Origin of the sequence: uncultured Thiocystis sp., from assembly GCF_903866365.1 — a bacterium.
GTDB lineage: Bacteria > Pseudomonadota > Gammaproteobacteria > Chromatiales > Chromatiaceae > Chromatium.
The window spans coordinates 1-17,056 of record NZ_CAIPNF010000328.1 but is presented as its reverse complement, the minus strand read 5'-3'; the positions used below and the strand labels follow the sequence as shown (position 1 = coordinate 17,056).

Below are 17,056 nucleotides of genomic sequence, written 5' to 3'. Positions count from 1 at the left end.
GCGGGCGCCGCGCGAACGCCACCCTTGAACCCCGCTGCCCAGCGGGGAACGGCTTGCTGTGGCGAATGACACGGCTTGCCCTGAGCGGCGTCGCCGGGAAGGGCAGGGAGTGAAGACGAGGGGAGAGGCGCGATCGCTCGCCCTCCATGCCGACGCGAGAATGACGCGGAACCGCGCGGAGGCGGGCGGACCGGGGTGGGATGCGGAGGCGCACGCGCCTCGCGAAGAGGGCGGAACGCGGGTCAAATCCGCGCGCGGCGCGGGAAAGAGTGGATGGCGGACGGCATGCCGCCGCGCGTCAGTCGGGTGAGGTCCGACTGGCGAAGCGGGCGACGGGTCGACTGCCACCGCGACCGCCCGACAATAAGGCTCGCCATCCCTGGGTCATCGCAGCCGCACGATTTCGCAACCTGAGGCGGGACGGGGTATTCCCATCGTCTCGGCTTATGTGGCGAAATTCAGCTTTTTACTCCGGTCGGTTGGTTGAAGAGCCGCTTGCAACTCGGCGATCCCGGAGACCGGTTCCGGTTCCGGTTTCTCGGGAAGACGTCTGGCGCCCACGATTCAGGATTTTGGGATCCTGATTTTCTGGCCGGGGTAGATGAGGTTAGGATCCTTGATGACTTCTCGATTCGCTTCGAAGATGCGCGGATAGGCGTTGCCGTCGCCATAGAATTTCTTTGCGATGGCCGATAACGAGTCGCCTTTCGCGATGAGATAGAATTCGACTTCGGCGGCCTGCGGTGGGGCGTTCAACTGGTCCGCCTTGACCTGTTCCACTCCCTGGATGTTGCCGGCCATGAGGACGGCTTTTTCCATGGCGTCCGGACTGTCCGCCGTGCCAGAGAGCGCCACCACGCCATTGTCGAAGGTGACGGACAGATCCTTGACGCCGGGGTTGTCACGCTCGATTTCTTCCTTGATCTTCTCGCTCGCCTCGACATCGTTGCCGAAAACCTTCTTGCCATTACCTTTCAAAAAGTCGAACAGACCCATGATGACCCCCGCTGACAATTGATGTGCTGATTGAATTGGCCATGACAACGCTAGCATAAAACCGCGACAAGCTTGTGTCAGGCCCAAGCGTGCCGTCTATCCCGCCGGTCGATCTCCGTGTTTGAGGTGGGCATCGGCAATCCAGAGAAAGAAAGTGGGATATCCGCTTGAAAGCTCCGCTGTGCGACATCAGATTATAGGCAATTGTTATTTATAGGCTAGCTTTCGTCCTATCTTCGTCCGGCTTGGCCTGCGTCTTTCGGGTATCGGCTCAGCCCTCGCGTAGACCTCATGGCGTTGGTGCTTCGGCAGTTGACGCATTTCCTTTCCATCGTCACGAAAACAGCATTACGCCGATTGCCGTTAGCCGTCGCGAGACGGGGATCGCTCAACACAACGCAGGGATTCCGAACGCTGTTTTTTGCCGAACGCCTGGAGCTTTTCTCATGATATTTTCGTACGCTCTCCGTCTGTCGCATGCCTCTGTCGCATCGACCAGCACCCGGATCGATTTCTTGCGTATCTCGCTGATCCTGGCGCTGGTTTTTCTGCACTATGGTGCCGTCGTCGGCTCTGGCATCTCGCCATTCGATGGGTATGTGGGGCAGGACTACCCGATCGCGACCATTACAATTTCGTATGTACTGTTCTTCGCCTTCGCGGCCGTCCCTTTACTCAGTGCAATTTCGGGCTTTCTGTTCTTTCGCTCCGCACATTCTGGAGCCCGTCCCGATTTCTCAAAGCTCTGGCGCAAACGACTTCAATCGATCGTCCTGCCCTTCCTGTTATGGAGTGGAGGATACGTGGCAGCCGCCTATCTGGTGTATCTGGTTCAACCCGACACGTTTGCCAAACTGTTTTCAAGCGAGGCTGGCGCGACCCCGCTCACGTTGTTGGATGCCGCCTTCGCACTGACCGATACCCCGTTTGCAATCCAGTTCTGGTTTCTGCGTGACCTGATCGTGACGATGGCGCTGGCGCCGCTCGTCTGGCTCGCGGTGACGCGTATCCCATTGCTCTGGCTCGGCCTGCTCACCCTTTCCTGGCTGACGGAACAGACCTTCGGCATCTTTCTCAGAATCGACATCTTCATGTTCTTTAACCTGGGCGCTATGATCGCGATCCACCGTCTCGATCCGACCCGTCTCGACCGCTGGGCGCTCCCTCTGTTTCTCGGATTCCTCGCCATTGTCGGGTTGCGAACTGTCGCACCCTCGCTGATCGGTGCGGAGCACGAACGCACCCTCGAGCTGATGTCAGCATTGCTGCGCTTACTCGGCGTCATGGCGCTCTGGAGCATTGCGGGTCATCTGGCGATCACGAGGATGGGCAATCTGCTGCGTCGCCACAGCAGCATGGCGTTCTTCATCTTTTGCGCCCACTATCCGCTGATTATCTATGTGAAAAAAGGGCTTGCGAATCTGGCCCCACCGAGTGGGGAGTTCGGCTTACTGTTGAACTACTTTGCAAGCATCGGTTTGACACTCGGTCTGATCTGGGTGGCGGCAACCCTTCTCAACCTCTGGATGCCCAAGGTCTACGCGATCCTCAATGGCGGTCGTGAAATCTTGCAAAAGGATCTGGCGGCGCAGAAATATTCCGCATCGGCTCCACCGGTCATGGATTGAGGCGATTTCCGGATCGCCAGCAAAGAATTGGTGGGAGCCGGGCAGCACGCTACCCGGCATGAGCGGGTCTAGCCGATTTTCGTCTTGATTCGATCAAATGATTCTTTCACAAAACAGGTCAGATGAGCCCAGCCTTGCTCTGCTTCTTCCTTGAGTTCGTCCCATTTTTCATCGGCTGAGTCAAACATTTCCTGGCGCTTGACTTCGCCCTCGTCCCACTTAGCCTTGATCTCGGCGATTTCCTTCTCAATACCCTCCTTGGTATCATGGGTGGCGTCAGCAGCTTTAAGGCGAAGCTGCTCAATATCCGCCTTCCACTCGTCTAGCTGGGTCTTGAGTTTCTCTAAATACTCTTCTTTCGTCATCATATTGAAAATCCTCATAGACGTTTAAAAGACATTCAGAAGCCACCTCCAGTCCGGAAGCCTCCACCTCCACCTCCACCGAGTCTATCCCGGCCACTACCCAATCCGCCGACGATGTCACCAAGCCCACCCAGGTCGCCCACTCCGCCGCCCCACACGGTTCCGCGCCCAAACCCCCCGGATCCGAAGCCAGGATCGGATCGCTGGGGCCGGTAGCGCTGCTGCTCGCGCAGAATCCGCCAGAGATTGTCCCGGTCCAACATGCCGTTGATGAACTGACCAAGCAGCATGCCGATCATGGCCTCGTCGCCAAACGTCGAGCCAGCCCGGTCGTAGCGGCTGCGCTTGAAATCCAGTCGCAGAGACTCTAGCTCGGCCAACTGCTTCTGATGCTGGACAATGACTTCCTTGAGCCCCTGGACGCTGGCCTCCAGTTGTCGACGCTCGTCTTCACGCTGAAGCATCTGGCTGACGATGAGATCGTCCTCCGGATACGGGGTCGCGAGAGCTTCCCGACGCAGTTCCATCAGATCCTCCCGCTGGAACTCCGCGGCCATGAAGTTCACCGCTTTCCTGGTGTGCTCATCCTCGCCGGCGGCAAACAGTGCCCTACGCGCCATCAAGACCTGTTGATCTGACTCGGCATTGGCGATCCGCGCATCGATGGCATCGAGACGCTCCTGTTCACGGGCGACGATCTGCTCTAGGGCTGGGATGCCATCCGCCGCCCGAGCCGCCTCATCGAGCGCCTTGAGAGCGTCAAACTCACCCTCGGCGCCTGCTTGAAGACCGTTGGCATGCTCGCGCAGCCGCTCCGGGATTTCGTTCAGGCGACTGAAGTTGGCGCGGGCGTCCGCGAATCCGACCAGCTTCGCGACCCAGCCGTCCAGCATCCGGAAGAGCCCCCAGGACCGGTACTCGGGCGTGCCATAGCTGCGCTCCCAGAGGTACATGAACAGTGGATCGCCTCGAAAGGCCGCACCCTTCTGCTCCCGCTCATCTTCACTGCGGGTCGCTTTTTCACTGGCGTGCATGGCCAGACGCTCGGCCTCGGCGACCTTCTCGCGCTGAATCCGGTAGGCGGGGTCGGCATGCAGACGCGCCTGGGTCCGGGCATCGGCGGCATCCACCGCCTGGGCCGTGGCGTCCACACGGGCAGCCTGGGCGGAACGTTCAGTTTCCAGGGTCTGCCTGACACCATCGGCAGCCTGGAGTTGGCTCTCCAGCTCACGCAGGGCGGACTCGCGCTGGCCCAACAGGGCCAGCGCCTGCTGCTCAGCCTGATCCAGATGACGTGCCGTCTCCGGATCCGCCATCAGGTTGACGCGCACCTTGGCCAGGTCTTTATAGTCCTGCGTCAGCGCCTGCTGCTGTTCGGCCAAACGCTGGTTGACTGTCTCGATTTGAGACTCAATGGAGGCGATCTTGGTCCGCGCATCGGTCACCGTCTGATCGATGTTGGACAGGGCCTGTCGTCCGGAAACCATGCTTATCTCCTTACCACTGCGTAATCGCCCCGCCGGTCGTCTTCATTTCGTAATGAGGAACCAGCTCACCCCGCGCCTTGTAGCCAAAACGATCGCGCTCGATGATGCCGTCGTCTGTTTTGTCCGCGGCGATCGCGTTGAAAGTCCGCTCATCGACCCGCAGACCCCACCGCTGCACCCGCTCGGTCTTCCTGGTTTCCTGATTCTCGATCGGCACCGTCAACACACGCCCGGAGGGGTCAAGGGCCTCGACCACGATATAGAAATTGCGTGCCCCAGTATTGATGTCCGGGATGCGCCAGACACCCGTCTTTTCGTCTGGCCGATTGATAATGCGCAACGTGTATTCCTGCTCTAGGATATCGCTCGCCGCGTCAAGCTGCTTGATGGCTTCCTTGGCGGCTGCTTGATTGTCATTACGCAGCGCGGCCTGCCCCGCGTTGAAGTAGCGATCCAGGGTCTTCCGCACCTGATCGGAGGCCGCCAGAGCGACGGCCTCCCCGTGGATCCTGTCCAGATCTTCCGGCAGTGAGGCGTTGGGGGCGACAACCACGAAATAATTGACAACGCCCGCCAGCAGACCCACCCCAGCGAGACCACCCAACCATTTCCCCCAGGAACCGCGACTGATATAAAAACGGGCGAGCTTGATGGAGAATGAATTCGGCGGCGCCTTGTAGGTAAAACGATCTTCCTTGAGCGCGGCGACTCCCTGCTCAATCACCTGATCCGGAACCTCGATCCCCTGAGCCGCGTAGATCTTGCGCAGACGCTCCTTAAGATCCTCCTCGCGACCGACATCATCCAACTCCTTCTTGACGATCCGCTCGCGTCGACGCAGCGTATCGACCACGTCCATCGCAAGCATGACGTCATCCAGGGGTGGCTTTGGTCCCTGGTGCGGAACGGGATGTTGGCTCTGGCCAGGGGTCAGGGTAGCCGCCTCGCTCATGACTGCGATACGGCCGCGGCAGGCAATTCGAGGCCCTTGCCCTGATCGGCGAGACGCGCCAGCTTGCGCTTCCCCTCCTCCACCGCATCGCGGATCTCGTTGGCGTTTGCCGTGCTCTGCTTGCGCATCTCCTCAATGATCTCATGAGATCTGACCTGCCAGGAGACCACCGAATCCACCAGCTTCTTCACCGAGTCCGCGCGAACCGTGGGGCCATAACCAGCCTTGACCGCCGCCTCCTGAACCTTGCCGCCGATGTCCGCCAGAACCTCCAGTGACTGACTCACACCTTCCTTCATGGCATTCACGGTCTGAGTGCCTTCGTGGAGTCCAAACATACCGGTGAACGAGGCGGTGAGCGCGGTCAGGACCACTTCATTGGTGCTGAAGAAGCTCACGGCCTGCGCATAGACCCGCTCCTTGGCGTTGGTGGTCTGAAGCAGGCGCGCCATGACCACCTCGGAGGTGTTGTACGAGATCGTGAGGTTGTCCGACAGATCCTTGGCAATCTGATAGCGCTTTTCTTCCTGCTGAAGTGCACGGACCTTCTCGTCTCTCGCCAATTCAAACTTGGCACGAACCGCGGGCTCTTGCGAGGTGTTGGCCTCCACCGCCTTCATGGAAGCATCCACCCCTGCCTTGGCATCGTCCAGCTTGCCCTGAGCCGTTTTGAGCACCTCAAGGGCCAACACTTCGGACTGCTTCAGCGCCCCGCGGAAATCCTGGTACGCCTCCAGAATCTTCTGTTCCCGCTGGATCTGATCGTTGGTGGACGCAGTCACATCAAGGTACGTGTCCTTGATCTTGTCGAAGCGGGCGGCGATGTCCCCGCGCGTGGCCTTCATCCAGACATTGCCGAGACGCTCGAAAGTATCCAGCTTGCCGTCTTCGATCTGGTCCACCATCGTCTTGGCATCGTCACGAATGCTATTGAAAGCGTTAGTGATGTCCTCGTAGCGGCTACCGATTTCCATCGCCTGCACCTGCTGGCGCACCACCTCATTAAACAGCGACGATTCATTGAGAGTGCGGGCGATCGCGGTGACGCGTCCTTCGTCGAGCACGGAGATCTGGTTCAGAAGGGCGATGATTGGTTCGACCTGTTTATCCCCATCGGTGGGCACCAGCCCCAGGTCGTGCAGGCCATTCATGGCCTTGTCCAGATACTGCATCGGGGTGGCGGTGGCGATCGCGGTCGCGTTGGCAGTGGCGGCGGCAGCAGCGGTGTCGGTCGTCGTCATGGTTTCTTCCGTCCCTAATGGTTGAGTCTTAGTCTGATGGTGCTCATACTTCAGCTTGATGGTGCTCATACTTCAGCTTGATGGTCGACTTCACCGACAAACGCAGTGATCAAGTTGATCGCCAACATGGCGTTGATCGTCATTTTAGCGACGGTCGTTCGTTCCGCACAGCGGACCCTACCGTAGGGTCCGCTGTGCGGACCATTTGCCGACCTGCCTTGATCAAGCGCTCTGTTCGACGCGTTGCGCCGGCGTCTGGGCCTTGATCGACAGGGCATGCAATTCGCCGCTGAGGATTTGGGTCTTTACGGTCTCCATTACAAGCCGTTGCCGCTTGATCGGCGTCAGGCCCTCGAAGACATCGCTGACAACCAGCGCCTCGAAGTGACTACCATCGCCGGAGACCTGAACCTCGGCATGCGGGATGCCCGCGCGAATGAGCTGGGCGACTGCTTCGGTTTCCAAAGTTTAACTCCTAGTCTGAAATGTACACCACGTCAACGGCAATGTTCGTTGGTTCAGGCGAATCTTCCGGGGGCGTCTCGATCCGCCTGACTCTTTGGGCCATTGCCGTGGATTCCAAGACTCATGATCGAGACCGAATCACCGTCTGACTCAAGACCGCGACCGCCTCGAACGCATCTCAAAGCTCGCGCGTCGCCAGAAACCGCACCTCCGGCCAGCGCTCTTCCGCCAGGCTCAGATTGACCCGCGTCGGCGCCAGATAGACGAGCTGGTCGTCGCCATCCAAGGCCAGATTCTCGTAATTCTTTTCCTTGAAGCGTTCCAGCATCTTGGCGTCCGTGCAAGTGACCCAGCGGGCGGTCTTCACGCTCACTGGCTCGACGAAGGCATCGACGCCGTATTCGTCCTTGAGCCGATACGCCGCCACGTCGAATTGCAGAATCCCGACCGCCCCGAGAATCAGATCGTTATTCTTCAGCGGACGGAAGACCTGGGTCGCACCCTCCTCGGCAAGCTGCACCACGCCCTTCTGCAACGCCTTGGTCCGCAGCGGATCCCGGAGCACGACCCGGCGGAAGAGTTCGGGCGCGAAATAGGGCACACCCTCGTATTTCAGATCCTCGGTCTCGGTAAAGGTATCGCCGATCTGGATGGTGCCGTGATTGTGCAGACCAATGATGTCGCCGGGCCAGGCGTCTTCCACCTGACGGCGCTCGTCGGCCTGGAAGGTAATAGCGTTGGCGACCTGAATCGACTTGCCGATGCGCACATGACGCATCTTCATGCCCTTTTGATAGCTACCCGAGCAGACCCGCAGAAAGGCGACCCGATCGCGATGCGCCGGGTCCATGTTCGCCTGGATCTTGAACACGAAACCGCTAAAGGCATCCTCGGCGGGATCGACCAGACGCTGACGCGTCTGACGCGCGCGCGGCGGCGGGGCGTATTCCACGAAGGCATCGAGCAGTTCGCGCACGCCGAAATTATTGATCGCCGAGCCGAAAAACACCGGTGTCTGCTTGCCCGCCATATAGTCCGCGAGATTCAGCGGATGACTGGCGCCCTGCACCAGTTCCATCTCGTCGCGCAGTTCCTGGGCCTGATCGCCGAGCACCTCGTCCATGCGCGGGTTGTCGAGCCCCTCGATGATCTCGCCCTGGGTGATGCGTCCGCCATGCTGGGCACTGAACAGATGGGTGCGCCCGGAACGCAGATCGAAGACGCCCTTGAAGCGCTTGCCCATACCGATCGGCCAGGTGACGGGCGCGCAGCGGATCTTCAGGATATTCTCGATCTCGTCCAGTACCTCGATGGCGTCGCGGCCCTCGCGGTCGAGCTTGTTGACGAAGGTCAGAATGGGCGTGTCGCGCAGCCGGCAGACATCCATCAGCTTGATGGTGCGATCCTCGACGCCCTTGGCGATGTCGATCACCATCAGCGCCGAGTCGACCGCCGTCAGGGTGCGATAGGTATCCTCGGAGAAATCCTCGTGCCCCGGCGTATCGAGCAGGTTGACGATGGCGTCGCCGTAGGGAAACTGCATGACCGAGGAGGTCACCGAGATCCCGCGCTCCTTCTCCAGCGCCATCCAGTCCGAGGTCGCGTGACGCGCCGCCTTGCGTCCCTTGACCGTCCCGGCAAGCTGGATCGCGCCGCCGAACAGCAGCAGCTTTTCGGTCAGCGTGGTTTTACCGGCGTCGGGATGGGAGATGATGGCGAAAGTACGGCGTTTATCGAGTTGCTCTTGAAGCTCGCTCATGGGGACGGGTCGGAGACTGCCTGCACTGGGAAATCCTGGGATTATACCGATGCGGGATGACTCGGACAGGGATAACGGGAGAGCGGGAGAGCGGCTTCGCGTCTGTCCAGGGTGTGCGGAGAGGCGCTTTCCAGTGGCGATCGCCCATTCCGGACATGGCCTAAACGCATCCAGTCGCGTCAAGTCCTCTCAATTCACGCGCCAGCACCGTGGCATCCTCGCGCCCCTTGCCCGCCGGATAATACTTGCGGCGTGTGCCGATCTCGCAGAATCCCTCAGAAGCATAGAGCGCGCGCGCGCCGCTGTTGGAGGCCCGCACCTCCAGAAAAGCGGTGTCGGCCTTGCGCTTGAGCGCGAGCGACAGCAGGTGACGCAACAGGGCGCGACCCAGGCCCCGGCGCTGACAGCGCGGGTGCACGCAGAGATTAAAGATGTGACATTCGCCGACGGCGACCGACATGATGCCGTGGGCGACGATGTCCTGGTCCATCTCGCCGACCCAGCAGCAGTAACCGACCCGCAGACAGTCCCGGAAAATCTCGTCGCTCCAGGGGTGCGCGTAGGCCGCGCGCTCGACCGCCCCGACCGCGGCGAGATCCTCGTCGCGCATGGGTCTGAGCGTAAACCCTGGTGGCTGTTCCCGCGTCGACATATTGACACTGCTTCCGATCATGTAAACCGCGTATCGCATGGTATGTATTGTTTGTGCGCCGCGGAAGATGACCCGCATCATGCCACGATCAATTTCTCGAACAAGTCCGTCAAGAGCATCGCCAATCAGAAATGGATTCGGGCTATAGTTAATCGGTTTACTTGATTCCCGCCTGCTCAGAGTCGCGCCAACCACCATTCGACTGCCTCAGTGCGGCGCCAGATTCGCAGTGTCGCGCGGCATGTTTGCCTCGCCGGGATTCCTTATTTCCACTGATTGCGGGACAGATCGATGTCGCAGAAGAGTATGGTCACCCTCGACGGTAATGAAGCCGCCGCCTATGTCGCCCACATGACCAACGAGGTCATCGCCATTTATCCCATCACGCCCTCCTCGAACATGGGCGAGTGGTCGGACGAATGGTCTTCGCTGGGGGTCAAAAATCTTTGGGGCACAGTCCCCGACGTGGTCGAGATGCAGAGCGAGGCGGGCGCGGCCGGCGCCATTCATGGGGCCTTGCAGGGCGGTTCGCTGGCGACCACCTTCACCGCCTCCCAGGGCCTGCTGCTGATGATCCCGAACATGTACAAGATCGCCGGCGAGCTGTCGCCGACGGTGTTCCATGTCACGGCCCGCTCGCTGGCCGCTCAGGGGCTGTCGATCTTCGGCGATCACGCGGACGTGATGGCCTGCCGGGCGACCGGCTACGCCATGCTCTGCGGGGCGTCGGTCCAGGAAGCGATGGACTTCGCGCTGATCGCCCAGGCATCGACCCTGGAGAGTCGACTGCCCTTCCTGCACTTTTTCGATGGATTCCGCACCTCGCACGAGGTCGCGAAGATCGAGCGACTGCCGGTCGAGACGATCCGCGCCATGATCGACGACGAGCTGGTCACGGCCTGCCGGACCCGCGCGCTCAACCCCGATCATCCCAAGCTGCGCGGCACCTCGCAGAATCCGGATGTCTATTTCCAGGGACGCGAGACGGTCAATCTCCATTACCAGAACACCCCCGGCATCGTGCAGGGCGTGATGGATCGTTTCGCCAAATTGACCGGGCGTCAGTACGGACTCTTCGAGTATGTCGGCGCGCCGGATGCCGAGCGGGTGATCCTGCTGATGGGTTCGGGCATCGGCGCCGCCGAGGAGACCGTCGATCATCTGGTCGCCCACGGCGAGAAGGTCGGCATGATCAAGGTCCGGCTCTTCCGCCCCTTCGACCCCGCCTATCTGCTTGCCGCGCTGCCGGTCACCGCGACCCGGATCGCCGTGCTCGATCGCACCAAGGAGCCGGGTTCCGATGGCGAACCGCTTTATAAGGATGTACTGACCGCGCTCGCCCAGGCGCATGCAGGGGGCGACCTGGCGACCATGCCGCGCGTAATCGGCGGTCGCTATGGTCTGTCGTCGAAGGAATTCACGCCTGGCATGGTCAAGAGCGTTTTCGACGAGCTGACCAGGGACAAACCGAAGAATCCGTTCACGATCGGCATCGTCGACGATCTCACGCACACCAGTCTGGACTGGGATCCGACCTTCCGGCCTGACGTGACCAGGGGCATCACCGCCTGTGTCTTCTACGGATTGGGCTCGGACGGCACCGTGTCGGCCAACAAAAACTCCATCAAGATCATCGCCGAGGAAACGCCGAACTACGGTCAGGGCTATTTCGAGTACGACTCGAAGAAGGCCGGCGCCATGACCATCAGCCATCTGCGTTTCGGCGCCCATCCGATCAACAGCACCTATCTGATCGGCGACGACGAGGCGAGTTTCGTCGCCTGCCATCAGCCGACCTTCGTCACGCGCTACGACATGCTGGATAAGGCGCGCAAGGGCGGCGTCTTCCTGCTGAACTCGGCCACCCCGTCCGACCAGGTCTGGAACGAACTGCCGCGCAAGATGCAGCAGACCATGATCGAGAAGGAACTGTCCTTCTACGTGATCGACGCCTACGGGATCGCGGAGGCGACCGGCATGGGTCGGCGCATCAACACCATCATGCAGACCTGTTTCTTCGCCATCTCGGGCATCCTGCCGCGCGACGAGGCGATCGCCCATATCAAGACCGCGGTCAAGAAGACCTACGGCAAAAAGGGTCAGGCGCTGCTGGAACGCAACAATCAGGCGATCGACGCCACCCTGGCCGGACTCCATCAGGTCACGCTCCCTGGCAGCGTCACCAGCATCTTCGACCGCCCGCCGGTGGTTCCGGACGACGCGCCCGAGTTCGTGCGCAAGGTCACGGCGACCCTGCTGGCGGGGCTTGGCAATCAGCTCCCGGTCAGCCTGATGCCGGTCGACGGCACCTGGCCCACCGGCACCACCCGCTTCGAGAAGCGCAACCTGGCGCTCAAGCTGCCGCTCTGGGACGAGGCGCTCTGTAGTCAGTGCGGCAAATGCCCGCTGGTCTGCCCGCACGCGGCCATCCGCGCCAAGGTGTTTCCGACTGAACTCGCCGCGAACGCCCCGGCGGGCTTCCGGCACGCCGCGATGAAGGGCAAGGATTTCCCCGAGGGTCATCGCGTCGCCTACCAGATCGCGCCCGACGACTGCACCGGTTGCGGACTTTGCGTGGAAGTCTGCCCGATCCGCGATCGCACCGACCCCAGCCATAAAGCGCTCAACATGGTGGAAGCGACCGAGATCCACGACGCGGAGCAGGCCAACTGGGACTTCTTCCTGACCCTGCCCGAGTTCGACCGCGCCAAGCTGGATCCGAGCAAGATCAAGCACGCGATGATGATGCAACCGCTGTTCGAGTTCTCCGGTGCCTGCGTGGGCTGCGGCGAGACACCCTATGTCAAGCTCGCTACTCAGTTGTTCGGCGACCGCATGCTGGTCGCCAACGCCACCGGCTGTTCCTCCATCTATGGCGGCAATCTGCCAACGACGCCCTACACCACCAACCCCGAGGGGCGCGGTCCAAGCTGGAACAATTCGCTGTTCGAGGACAATGCCGAGTTCGGACTTGGCATGCGTCTGGCCGTGGACAAGCAGACCGAACAGGCGCGCGAACTGCTGACCCAACTGGCGAGCCAGATCGGCGGCGAACTGGTCGAGGGGCTGTTGACCGCCGATCAGTCGAGCGAGGCCGGCATCCATGAGCAGCGCGAACGGGTCGCGACGCTGAAAGAGAAGCTCAAGGGTCTCGACACCCCGCAGGCGCGCACCCTGGCCGCGATCTGCGAGCAACTGGTCAAGCGCAGCGTCTGGATCGTCGGCGGCGACGGCTGGGCCTACGACATCGGCTACGGCGGCGTCGACCATGTGCTCGCCAGCGGGCGCAACGTCAACCTGCTGATCCTCGATACCGAGGTTTACTCCAACACCGGCGGACAGAAGTCCAAGGCCACCCCGCTGGGCGCGGTCGCCAAGTTCGCCGCCGGCGGCAAGCCGACCTTCAAAAAGGATCTGGCCATGATGGCCATGGCCTACGGCAACGCCTATGTCGCCCAGGTCTCCTTCGGGGCCAAGGACGTACAGACGGTGCGCGCCTTCCTGGAGGCCGAATCCTATGACGGACCCTCGGTCATCATCGCCTACTCGCCCTGTATCGCTCACGGCGTGGACCTGTCGAACAATCTGCGCCAGCAGGATATGGCGGTGAACTCCGGTCACTGGTCGCTGTTCCGTTACGATCCGCGCCGGGCCGAGAAGGGCGAGAATCCGCTGCTGATGGACAGCAAGACGCCGAGCATTCCCTATCGGGATTTCGTCGCCTCGGAGACCCGTTTCAGCCTGTTGAACCGGACCCATCCCGAGGCCGCCGAACGCTATCTGCAACTGGCGCAGAAGCATGTGCGGACGCACTTTACGCTCTACGAGCAGTTGGCGCATCTGGCGGTCCAGAAGGCGGCCGTGCCCCCAACCGAATAGGCAGACTTGCCCGATGGATGGCCAGGCGATCCTGGCCATTTCGCGAATGCTATTTTACGGAACCATGAGATTGAGCCAGCCATGAACCTGACGACCAACTATCTCGGACTGACGATCAAGAATCCGCTGGTCCCCTCCGCCTCACCGCTCTCGAAGAGCCTCGGCATCGCGCGCGAATTGGAGGACAACGGCGCGGCGGCCATCATCATGTGGTCACTGTTCGAGGAGGCCATCACCGCCGAGACCGAATCGGTGGCGCGCTTTCTGCAAAATCAGGATCCCGGTTTCGCCGAGGTCGGCGCCGGTTTCCTGCCCGACCATCAGGATTTCGACAGTGCGCTGGATCAGTATCTGGCGCACATCGGCAAGCTCAAGGAGACCCTGAGCATCCCGGTCATCGCCAGTCTCAACGGCGTCACGCCCGGCGGATGGCTGCGGCACGCGACCGAGATTCAGCAGGCCGGGGCCGACGCTCTGGAGCTGAATGTCTACTATGTCGCGGGGGACATCGGACAGAGCGGGGCGGAGGTCGAGGAGCGCTATCTGAGCCTGTTGCGTGAACTGCGAGGCCAGATTCAGATCCCGATCAACCTGAAACTCTCCCCCGCCTTCAGCTCGCTCGGCCATCTGATCAGCCAGTTCGCCCGCGCCGGGGCCAATGGCGTTTCGCTCTTCAATCGCTTCTATCAGCCGGATATCGATATTCAGGGTCTGCGCCTGCAATCGACCCTGCGGCCCTCGACTTCGGCGGAAGCGCTGATCGCGATGCGCTGGATCGCGATCCTGTACGGACGCATCGAGGGACTGTCGCTGGGTGCCACCGGCGGTGTGCATACCGCCGAGGACGCGATCAAGATGCTGCTCGCCGGCGCCAACGTGGTGCATCTGTGCAGCGTCCTGCTGCAAAAGGGGCCGGCCTATACCGCTCTGATCTTGAAAGGAATCCAGGATTGGATGGCCGAACAGGGGTTCGAGTCGGTCGACGATTTCCGCGGCCGTGTCAGCGCGCTGGCGGTTCCCAATCCGGCCGAGTTCGAGCGGGCCAACTATATCAACGTCCTTGACAGCTACAGTGTCGCCTCGGGCGTGCGGGTTTAAATGCCGCTTTCATCAGTGCTTCCAGGATGGCCGAGTGGTACTCGGCCTCTTCGCCTGGTCCGGTGTCCGGGGAGCCGTGCACAACTCGGCGCCTCCCGGCGCGATTGAATCAATACATCGGACAGATAAAAAAATCGACTCAGGCATTGACTATTTGCACGAAGCACCAACACAATCGCCCCCTGCCCGGATCGCGCGTGCGCAATCAACAATAAATCCAAGAGAGGCGTCGTGCTCGTCTCACGAGTACGCAGGGGTGACACTGCGCGCGTGTTTTTAACGCAATCCCGAACCCGGGATTCCGTTACGTCGCCTGACTCTCGATCATCCCATCCACTTCATTTAGGAATACCCAATGCAGCAAGCCTCGGTCGACGCCATCAAGGCGCATCCGCGCTATCAGGAGCTGGTGTGTTCACGCAAGTGTTTCGCCTGGAATCTGACAGTCCTCATGTTGGCGATGTATTACGGTTTTATCCTGGTCATCGCCTTCGCGCCTAGCCTGCTGGGCACCCCGATCTCCGCTGGTTCCGTGACCACGGTCGGCATCCCGGTCGGCGTCATCATCATCGTTGCCTCGTTCATCCTGACCGGACTCTATGTCTCCAAGGCCAACGGCAAGTTCGATGCCCTGACCAAGGCTATCCGCGAGGATCTCCAATGAAGCGCTTCGCGATCTGGGGCGTATTACTCGCCCTGCTGACCCCCTTCATGCTCGTGGCCGCGCCAGCCCTGTCCGGCGCCGTCGAGCAGCAGTCGGTGAACATGACCGCCATCTACATGTTCGTCGCCTTCGTCGCGGGAACCCTGGGCATCACCTACTGGGCGGCCAAGCGCACCCGCACCGCCAAGGAGTTCTATACCGCGGGCGGCGGCATCACCGGCTTCCAGAACGGTCTGGCCATCGCCGGCGACTACATGTCCGCCGCCTCTTTCCTGGGCATCTCCGGCCTGGTGTTCGCCTCCGGCTACGATGGTTTGATCTACTCCATCGGCTTCCTGGTCGGCTGGCCGATCATCATGTTCCTGATCGCCGAGCAGATCCGCAACCTGGGCAAATTCACCTTTGCGGACGTCAGCTCCTACCGCTTCGGTCAGACCCAGATCCGCACCATGGCGGCGATCTCCTCGCTGGTCGTGGTCGCCTTCTACCTGATCGCGCAGATGGTCGGCGCCGGCAAGCTGATCCAGCTGCTGTTCGGCCTGGACTACTGGCTGGCAGTGGTCATCGTCGGCGTCCTGATGATGGTCTATGTCATCTTCGGCGGCATGACCGCCACCACCTGGGTCCAGATCATCAAGGCGGTGCTGCTGCTCTGCGGCGCGACCTTCATGGCGGTCGCCTCCCTGGCGCTCTTCAATTTCTCGCCCGAGGAAATGTTCCGGCAGGCGGTCGAGGTACACCCCAAGGCCGCGGCCATCATGTCGCCCGGTTCGCTGGTGACGGATCCGATCAACGCCATCTCGCTCGGCCTGGCGCTCATGTTCGGCACCGCCGGTCTGCCGCATATCCTGATGCGCTTCTTCACCGTGCCGGATGCCAAGGAGGCGCGTAAATCGGTCTTCTACGCCACCGGTTTCATCGGCTATTTCTACATTCTGACCTTCATCATCGGCTTCGCGGCCATCGTGCTACTGTCTCAAAACCCCGAGTTCTTCAAGCCGGCGGCGCTGGCGGCGGATGGCTCGGTCATCCAGAGCCAGCTTGTCAGCGGAATCAATGGCGGAACCAATATGGTCGCCATCCATCTGGCCAAAGCGGTCGGCGGCGATCTCTTCCTCGGCTTCATCTCGGCCGTGGCCTTCGCCACCATCCTCGCCGTGGTCTCGGGTCTGACCCTGGCCGGTGCCTCCGCCATCTCGCATGACCTCTACGCCAGCGTCATCGCGCGCGGTCGCAGCAACGAGACCACCGAAATCCGCGTCTCCAAGTTCGCCACCTTCGGTCTGGGACTGGTCGCCATTGGGCTGGGCATCGCCTTCGAGAGTCAGAACGTCGCCTTCATGGTCGGTCTGGCCTTCGCGATCGCGGCAAGCGCCAACTTCCCGGTGCTGGTCGCTTCCATCTTCTGGAGCAAGATGACCACGCGCGGCGCGCTGATCGGCGGTTTCGCCGGACTCATCAGCGCCTTTGTGTTGACCGTCATGTCGAAGGCGGTGTGGGGCGACGTGCTCGGCCACGTGGGCGAGGACGGCAAGTCGGTCGGCCTGATCATGCTGAACAACCCGGCGATCGTCTCGATCCCGATCTCCTTCGCCTGCATCTGGCTGTTCTCGATTTTCGACAACTCCGAGCGCGCCAAGATCGATCGGGCCGCGTTCGATGCACAGCGGATCCGCTGCGAGACGGGGATCGGCGCCGAGGGAGGCGCGAGTCACTAAGGGCTAGACCTCCGGGACAGGGATGTCCCGGGGCAGTTGGCAGTTGGCAGTTGGCAGTTGGCAGTTGGCAGTTGGCAGTTGGCAGTTGGCAGTTGGCAGTTGGCAGTTGGCAGTTGGCAGTTGGCAGTTGGCAGTTGGCAGTTGGCAGTTGG

General features: G+C 61.2%; 13 protein-coding genes. 5 read left to right on the top strand and 8 right to left on the bottom strand.

Annotated features, from left to right (window positions below):
• Positions 1-564 precede the first annotated feature (564 nt).
• A complete protein-coding gene (gene lysM, locus QZY07_RS18600; protein ID WP_295405909.1) occupies positions 565-1,083 on the bottom strand; it encodes a peptidoglycan-binding protein LysM in 519 nt (172 codons plus the stop codon).
• A gap of 359 nt (positions 1,084-1,442) precedes the next feature.
• On the opposite strand from lysM, the gene QZY07_RS18595 reads away from it, so the two are divergent.
• The gene (locus QZY07_RS18595) at positions 1,443-2,624 is read left to right on the top strand and encodes an acyltransferase (RefSeq protein ID WP_295405907.1); all 1,182 of its coding nucleotides are present in this window, start codon (positions 1,443-1,445) and stop codon (positions 2,622-2,624) included.
• Positions 2,625-2,692: 68 nt separating this feature from the next.
• On the opposite strand, the gene QZY07_RS18590 is transcribed toward QZY07_RS18595, so the two are convergent.
• From QZY07_RS18590 to rimI, 7 genes are all read right to left on the bottom strand, one after another.
• Positions 2,693-2,992: a hypothetical protein gene (locus QZY07_RS18590; RefSeq protein ID WP_295405905.1), complete on the bottom strand. Its 300-nt coding sequence runs from the start codon at positions 2,990-2,992 to the stop codon at positions 2,693-2,695.
• Positions 2,993-3,024: 32 nt separating this feature from the next.
• On the bottom strand, positions 3,025-4,476 hold the full coding sequence (locus QZY07_RS18585) for a hypothetical protein (RefSeq protein WP_295405904.1): 1,452 nt from the start codon (positions 4,474-4,476) through the stop codon (positions 3,025-3,027).
• A 10-nt stretch (positions 4,477-4,486) separates the two neighbouring features.
• A complete protein-coding gene (locus QZY07_RS18580; RefSeq protein ID WP_295405902.1) occupies positions 4,487-5,428 on the bottom strand; it encodes a DUF6384 family protein in 942 nt (313 codons plus the stop codon).
• Positions 5,425-6,669 (bottom strand): cell surface protein, encoded by a 1,245-nt coding sequence (locus tag QZY07_RS18575; RefSeq protein ID WP_295405910.1) that lies wholly within the window; start codon positions 6,667-6,669, stop codon positions 5,425-5,427. Before QZY07_RS18575 ends, QZY07_RS18580 begins: the two co-directional genes overlap by 4 nt.
• Before the next feature lie 222 nt (positions 6,670-6,891).
• A complete protein-coding gene (locus tag QZY07_RS18570) occupies positions 6,892-7,134 on the bottom strand; it encodes a BolA/IbaG family iron-sulfur metabolism protein (RefSeq protein ID WP_295405901.1) in 243 nt (80 codons plus the stop codon).
• A gap of 178 nt (positions 7,135-7,312) precedes the next feature.
• Positions 7,313-8,893: a peptide chain release factor 3 gene (locus tag QZY07_RS18565; protein ID WP_295405899.1), complete on the bottom strand. Its 1,581-nt coding sequence runs from the start codon at positions 8,891-8,893 to the stop codon at positions 7,313-7,315.
• 160 nt (positions 8,894-9,053) lie between these two features.
• Complete coding sequence (gene rimI / locus QZY07_RS18560; protein ID WP_295405897.1) at positions 9,054-9,566, bottom strand: ribosomal protein S18-alanine N-acetyltransferase; 513 nt, start codon at positions 9,564-9,566, stop codon at positions 9,054-9,056.
• Between the two features lie 270 nt (positions 9,567-9,836).
• Here rimI and nifJ point away from each other — a divergent pair, with 270 nt between their 5' ends.
• The 4 genes from nifJ to QZY07_RS18540 all read left to right on the top strand — a co-directional run bounded on the left by nifJ (position 9,837) and on the right by QZY07_RS18540 (position 16,904).
• Positions 9,837-13,424: a pyruvate:ferredoxin (flavodoxin) oxidoreductase gene (nifJ, locus tag QZY07_RS18555; RefSeq protein ID WP_295405896.1), complete on the top strand. Its 3,588-nt coding sequence runs from the start codon at positions 9,837-9,839 to the stop codon at positions 13,422-13,424.
• Between the two features lie 81 nt (positions 13,425-13,505).
• Positions 13,506-14,522 (top strand): dihydroorotate dehydrogenase-like protein, encoded by a 1,017-nt coding sequence (locus QZY07_RS18550; RefSeq protein ID WP_295405894.1) that lies wholly within the window; start codon positions 13,506-13,508, stop codon positions 14,520-14,522.
• A gap of 355 nt (positions 14,523-14,877) precedes the next feature.
• Positions 14,878-15,186: a DUF485 domain-containing protein gene (locus tag QZY07_RS18545; RefSeq protein ID WP_295405893.1), complete on the top strand. Its 309-nt coding sequence runs from the start codon at positions 14,878-14,880 to the stop codon at positions 15,184-15,186.
• The gene (locus QZY07_RS18540) at positions 15,183-16,904 is read left to right on the top strand and encodes a cation acetate symporter (RefSeq protein ID WP_295405891.1); all 1,722 of its coding nucleotides are present in this window, start codon (positions 15,183-15,185) and stop codon (positions 16,902-16,904) included. Before QZY07_RS18545 ends, QZY07_RS18540 begins: the two co-directional genes overlap by 4 nt.
• Positions 16,905-17,056: the final 152 nt, after the last annotated feature.

Coding starts and splice junctions, on each gene's coding strand:
- QZY07_RS18595 (WP_295405907.1), top strand. CDS start 1,443: ATGATATTTTCGTACGCTCTCCGTCTGTCGCATGCCTCTGTCGCATCG.
- QZY07_RS18590 (WP_295405905.1), bottom strand. CDS start 2,992: ATGATGACGAAAGAAGAGTATTTAGAGAAACTCAAGACCCAGCTAGAC.
- QZY07_RS18585 (WP_295405904.1), bottom strand. CDS start 4,476: ATGGTTTCCGGACGACAGGCCCTGTCCAACATCGATCAGACGGTGACC.
- QZY07_RS18580 (WP_295405902.1), bottom strand. CDS start 5,428: ATGAGCGAGGCGGCTACCCTGACCCCTGGCCAGAGCCAACATCCCGTT.
- QZY07_RS18575 (WP_295405910.1), bottom strand. CDS start 6,669: ATGACGACGACCGACACCGCTGCTGCCGCCGCCACTGCCAACGCGACC.
- QZY07_RS18565 (WP_295405899.1), bottom strand. CDS start 8,893: ATGAGCGAGCTTCAAGAGCAACTCGATAAACGCCGTACTTTCGCCATC.
- rimI (WP_295405897.1), bottom strand. CDS start 9,566: ATGATCGGAAGCAGTGTCAATATGTCGACGCGGGAACAGCCACCAGGG.
- nifJ (WP_295405896.1), top strand. CDS start 9,837: ATGTCGCAGAAGAGTATGGTCACCCTCGACGGTAATGAAGCCGCCGCC.
- QZY07_RS18550 (WP_295405894.1), top strand. CDS start 13,506: ATGAACCTGACGACCAACTATCTCGGACTGACGATCAAGAATCCGCTG.
- QZY07_RS18545 (WP_295405893.1), top strand. CDS start 14,878: ATGCAGCAAGCCTCGGTCGACGCCATCAAGGCGCATCCGCGCTATCAG.
- QZY07_RS18540 (WP_295405891.1), top strand. CDS start 15,183: ATGAAGCGCTTCGCGATCTGGGGCGTATTACTCGCCCTGCTGACCCCC.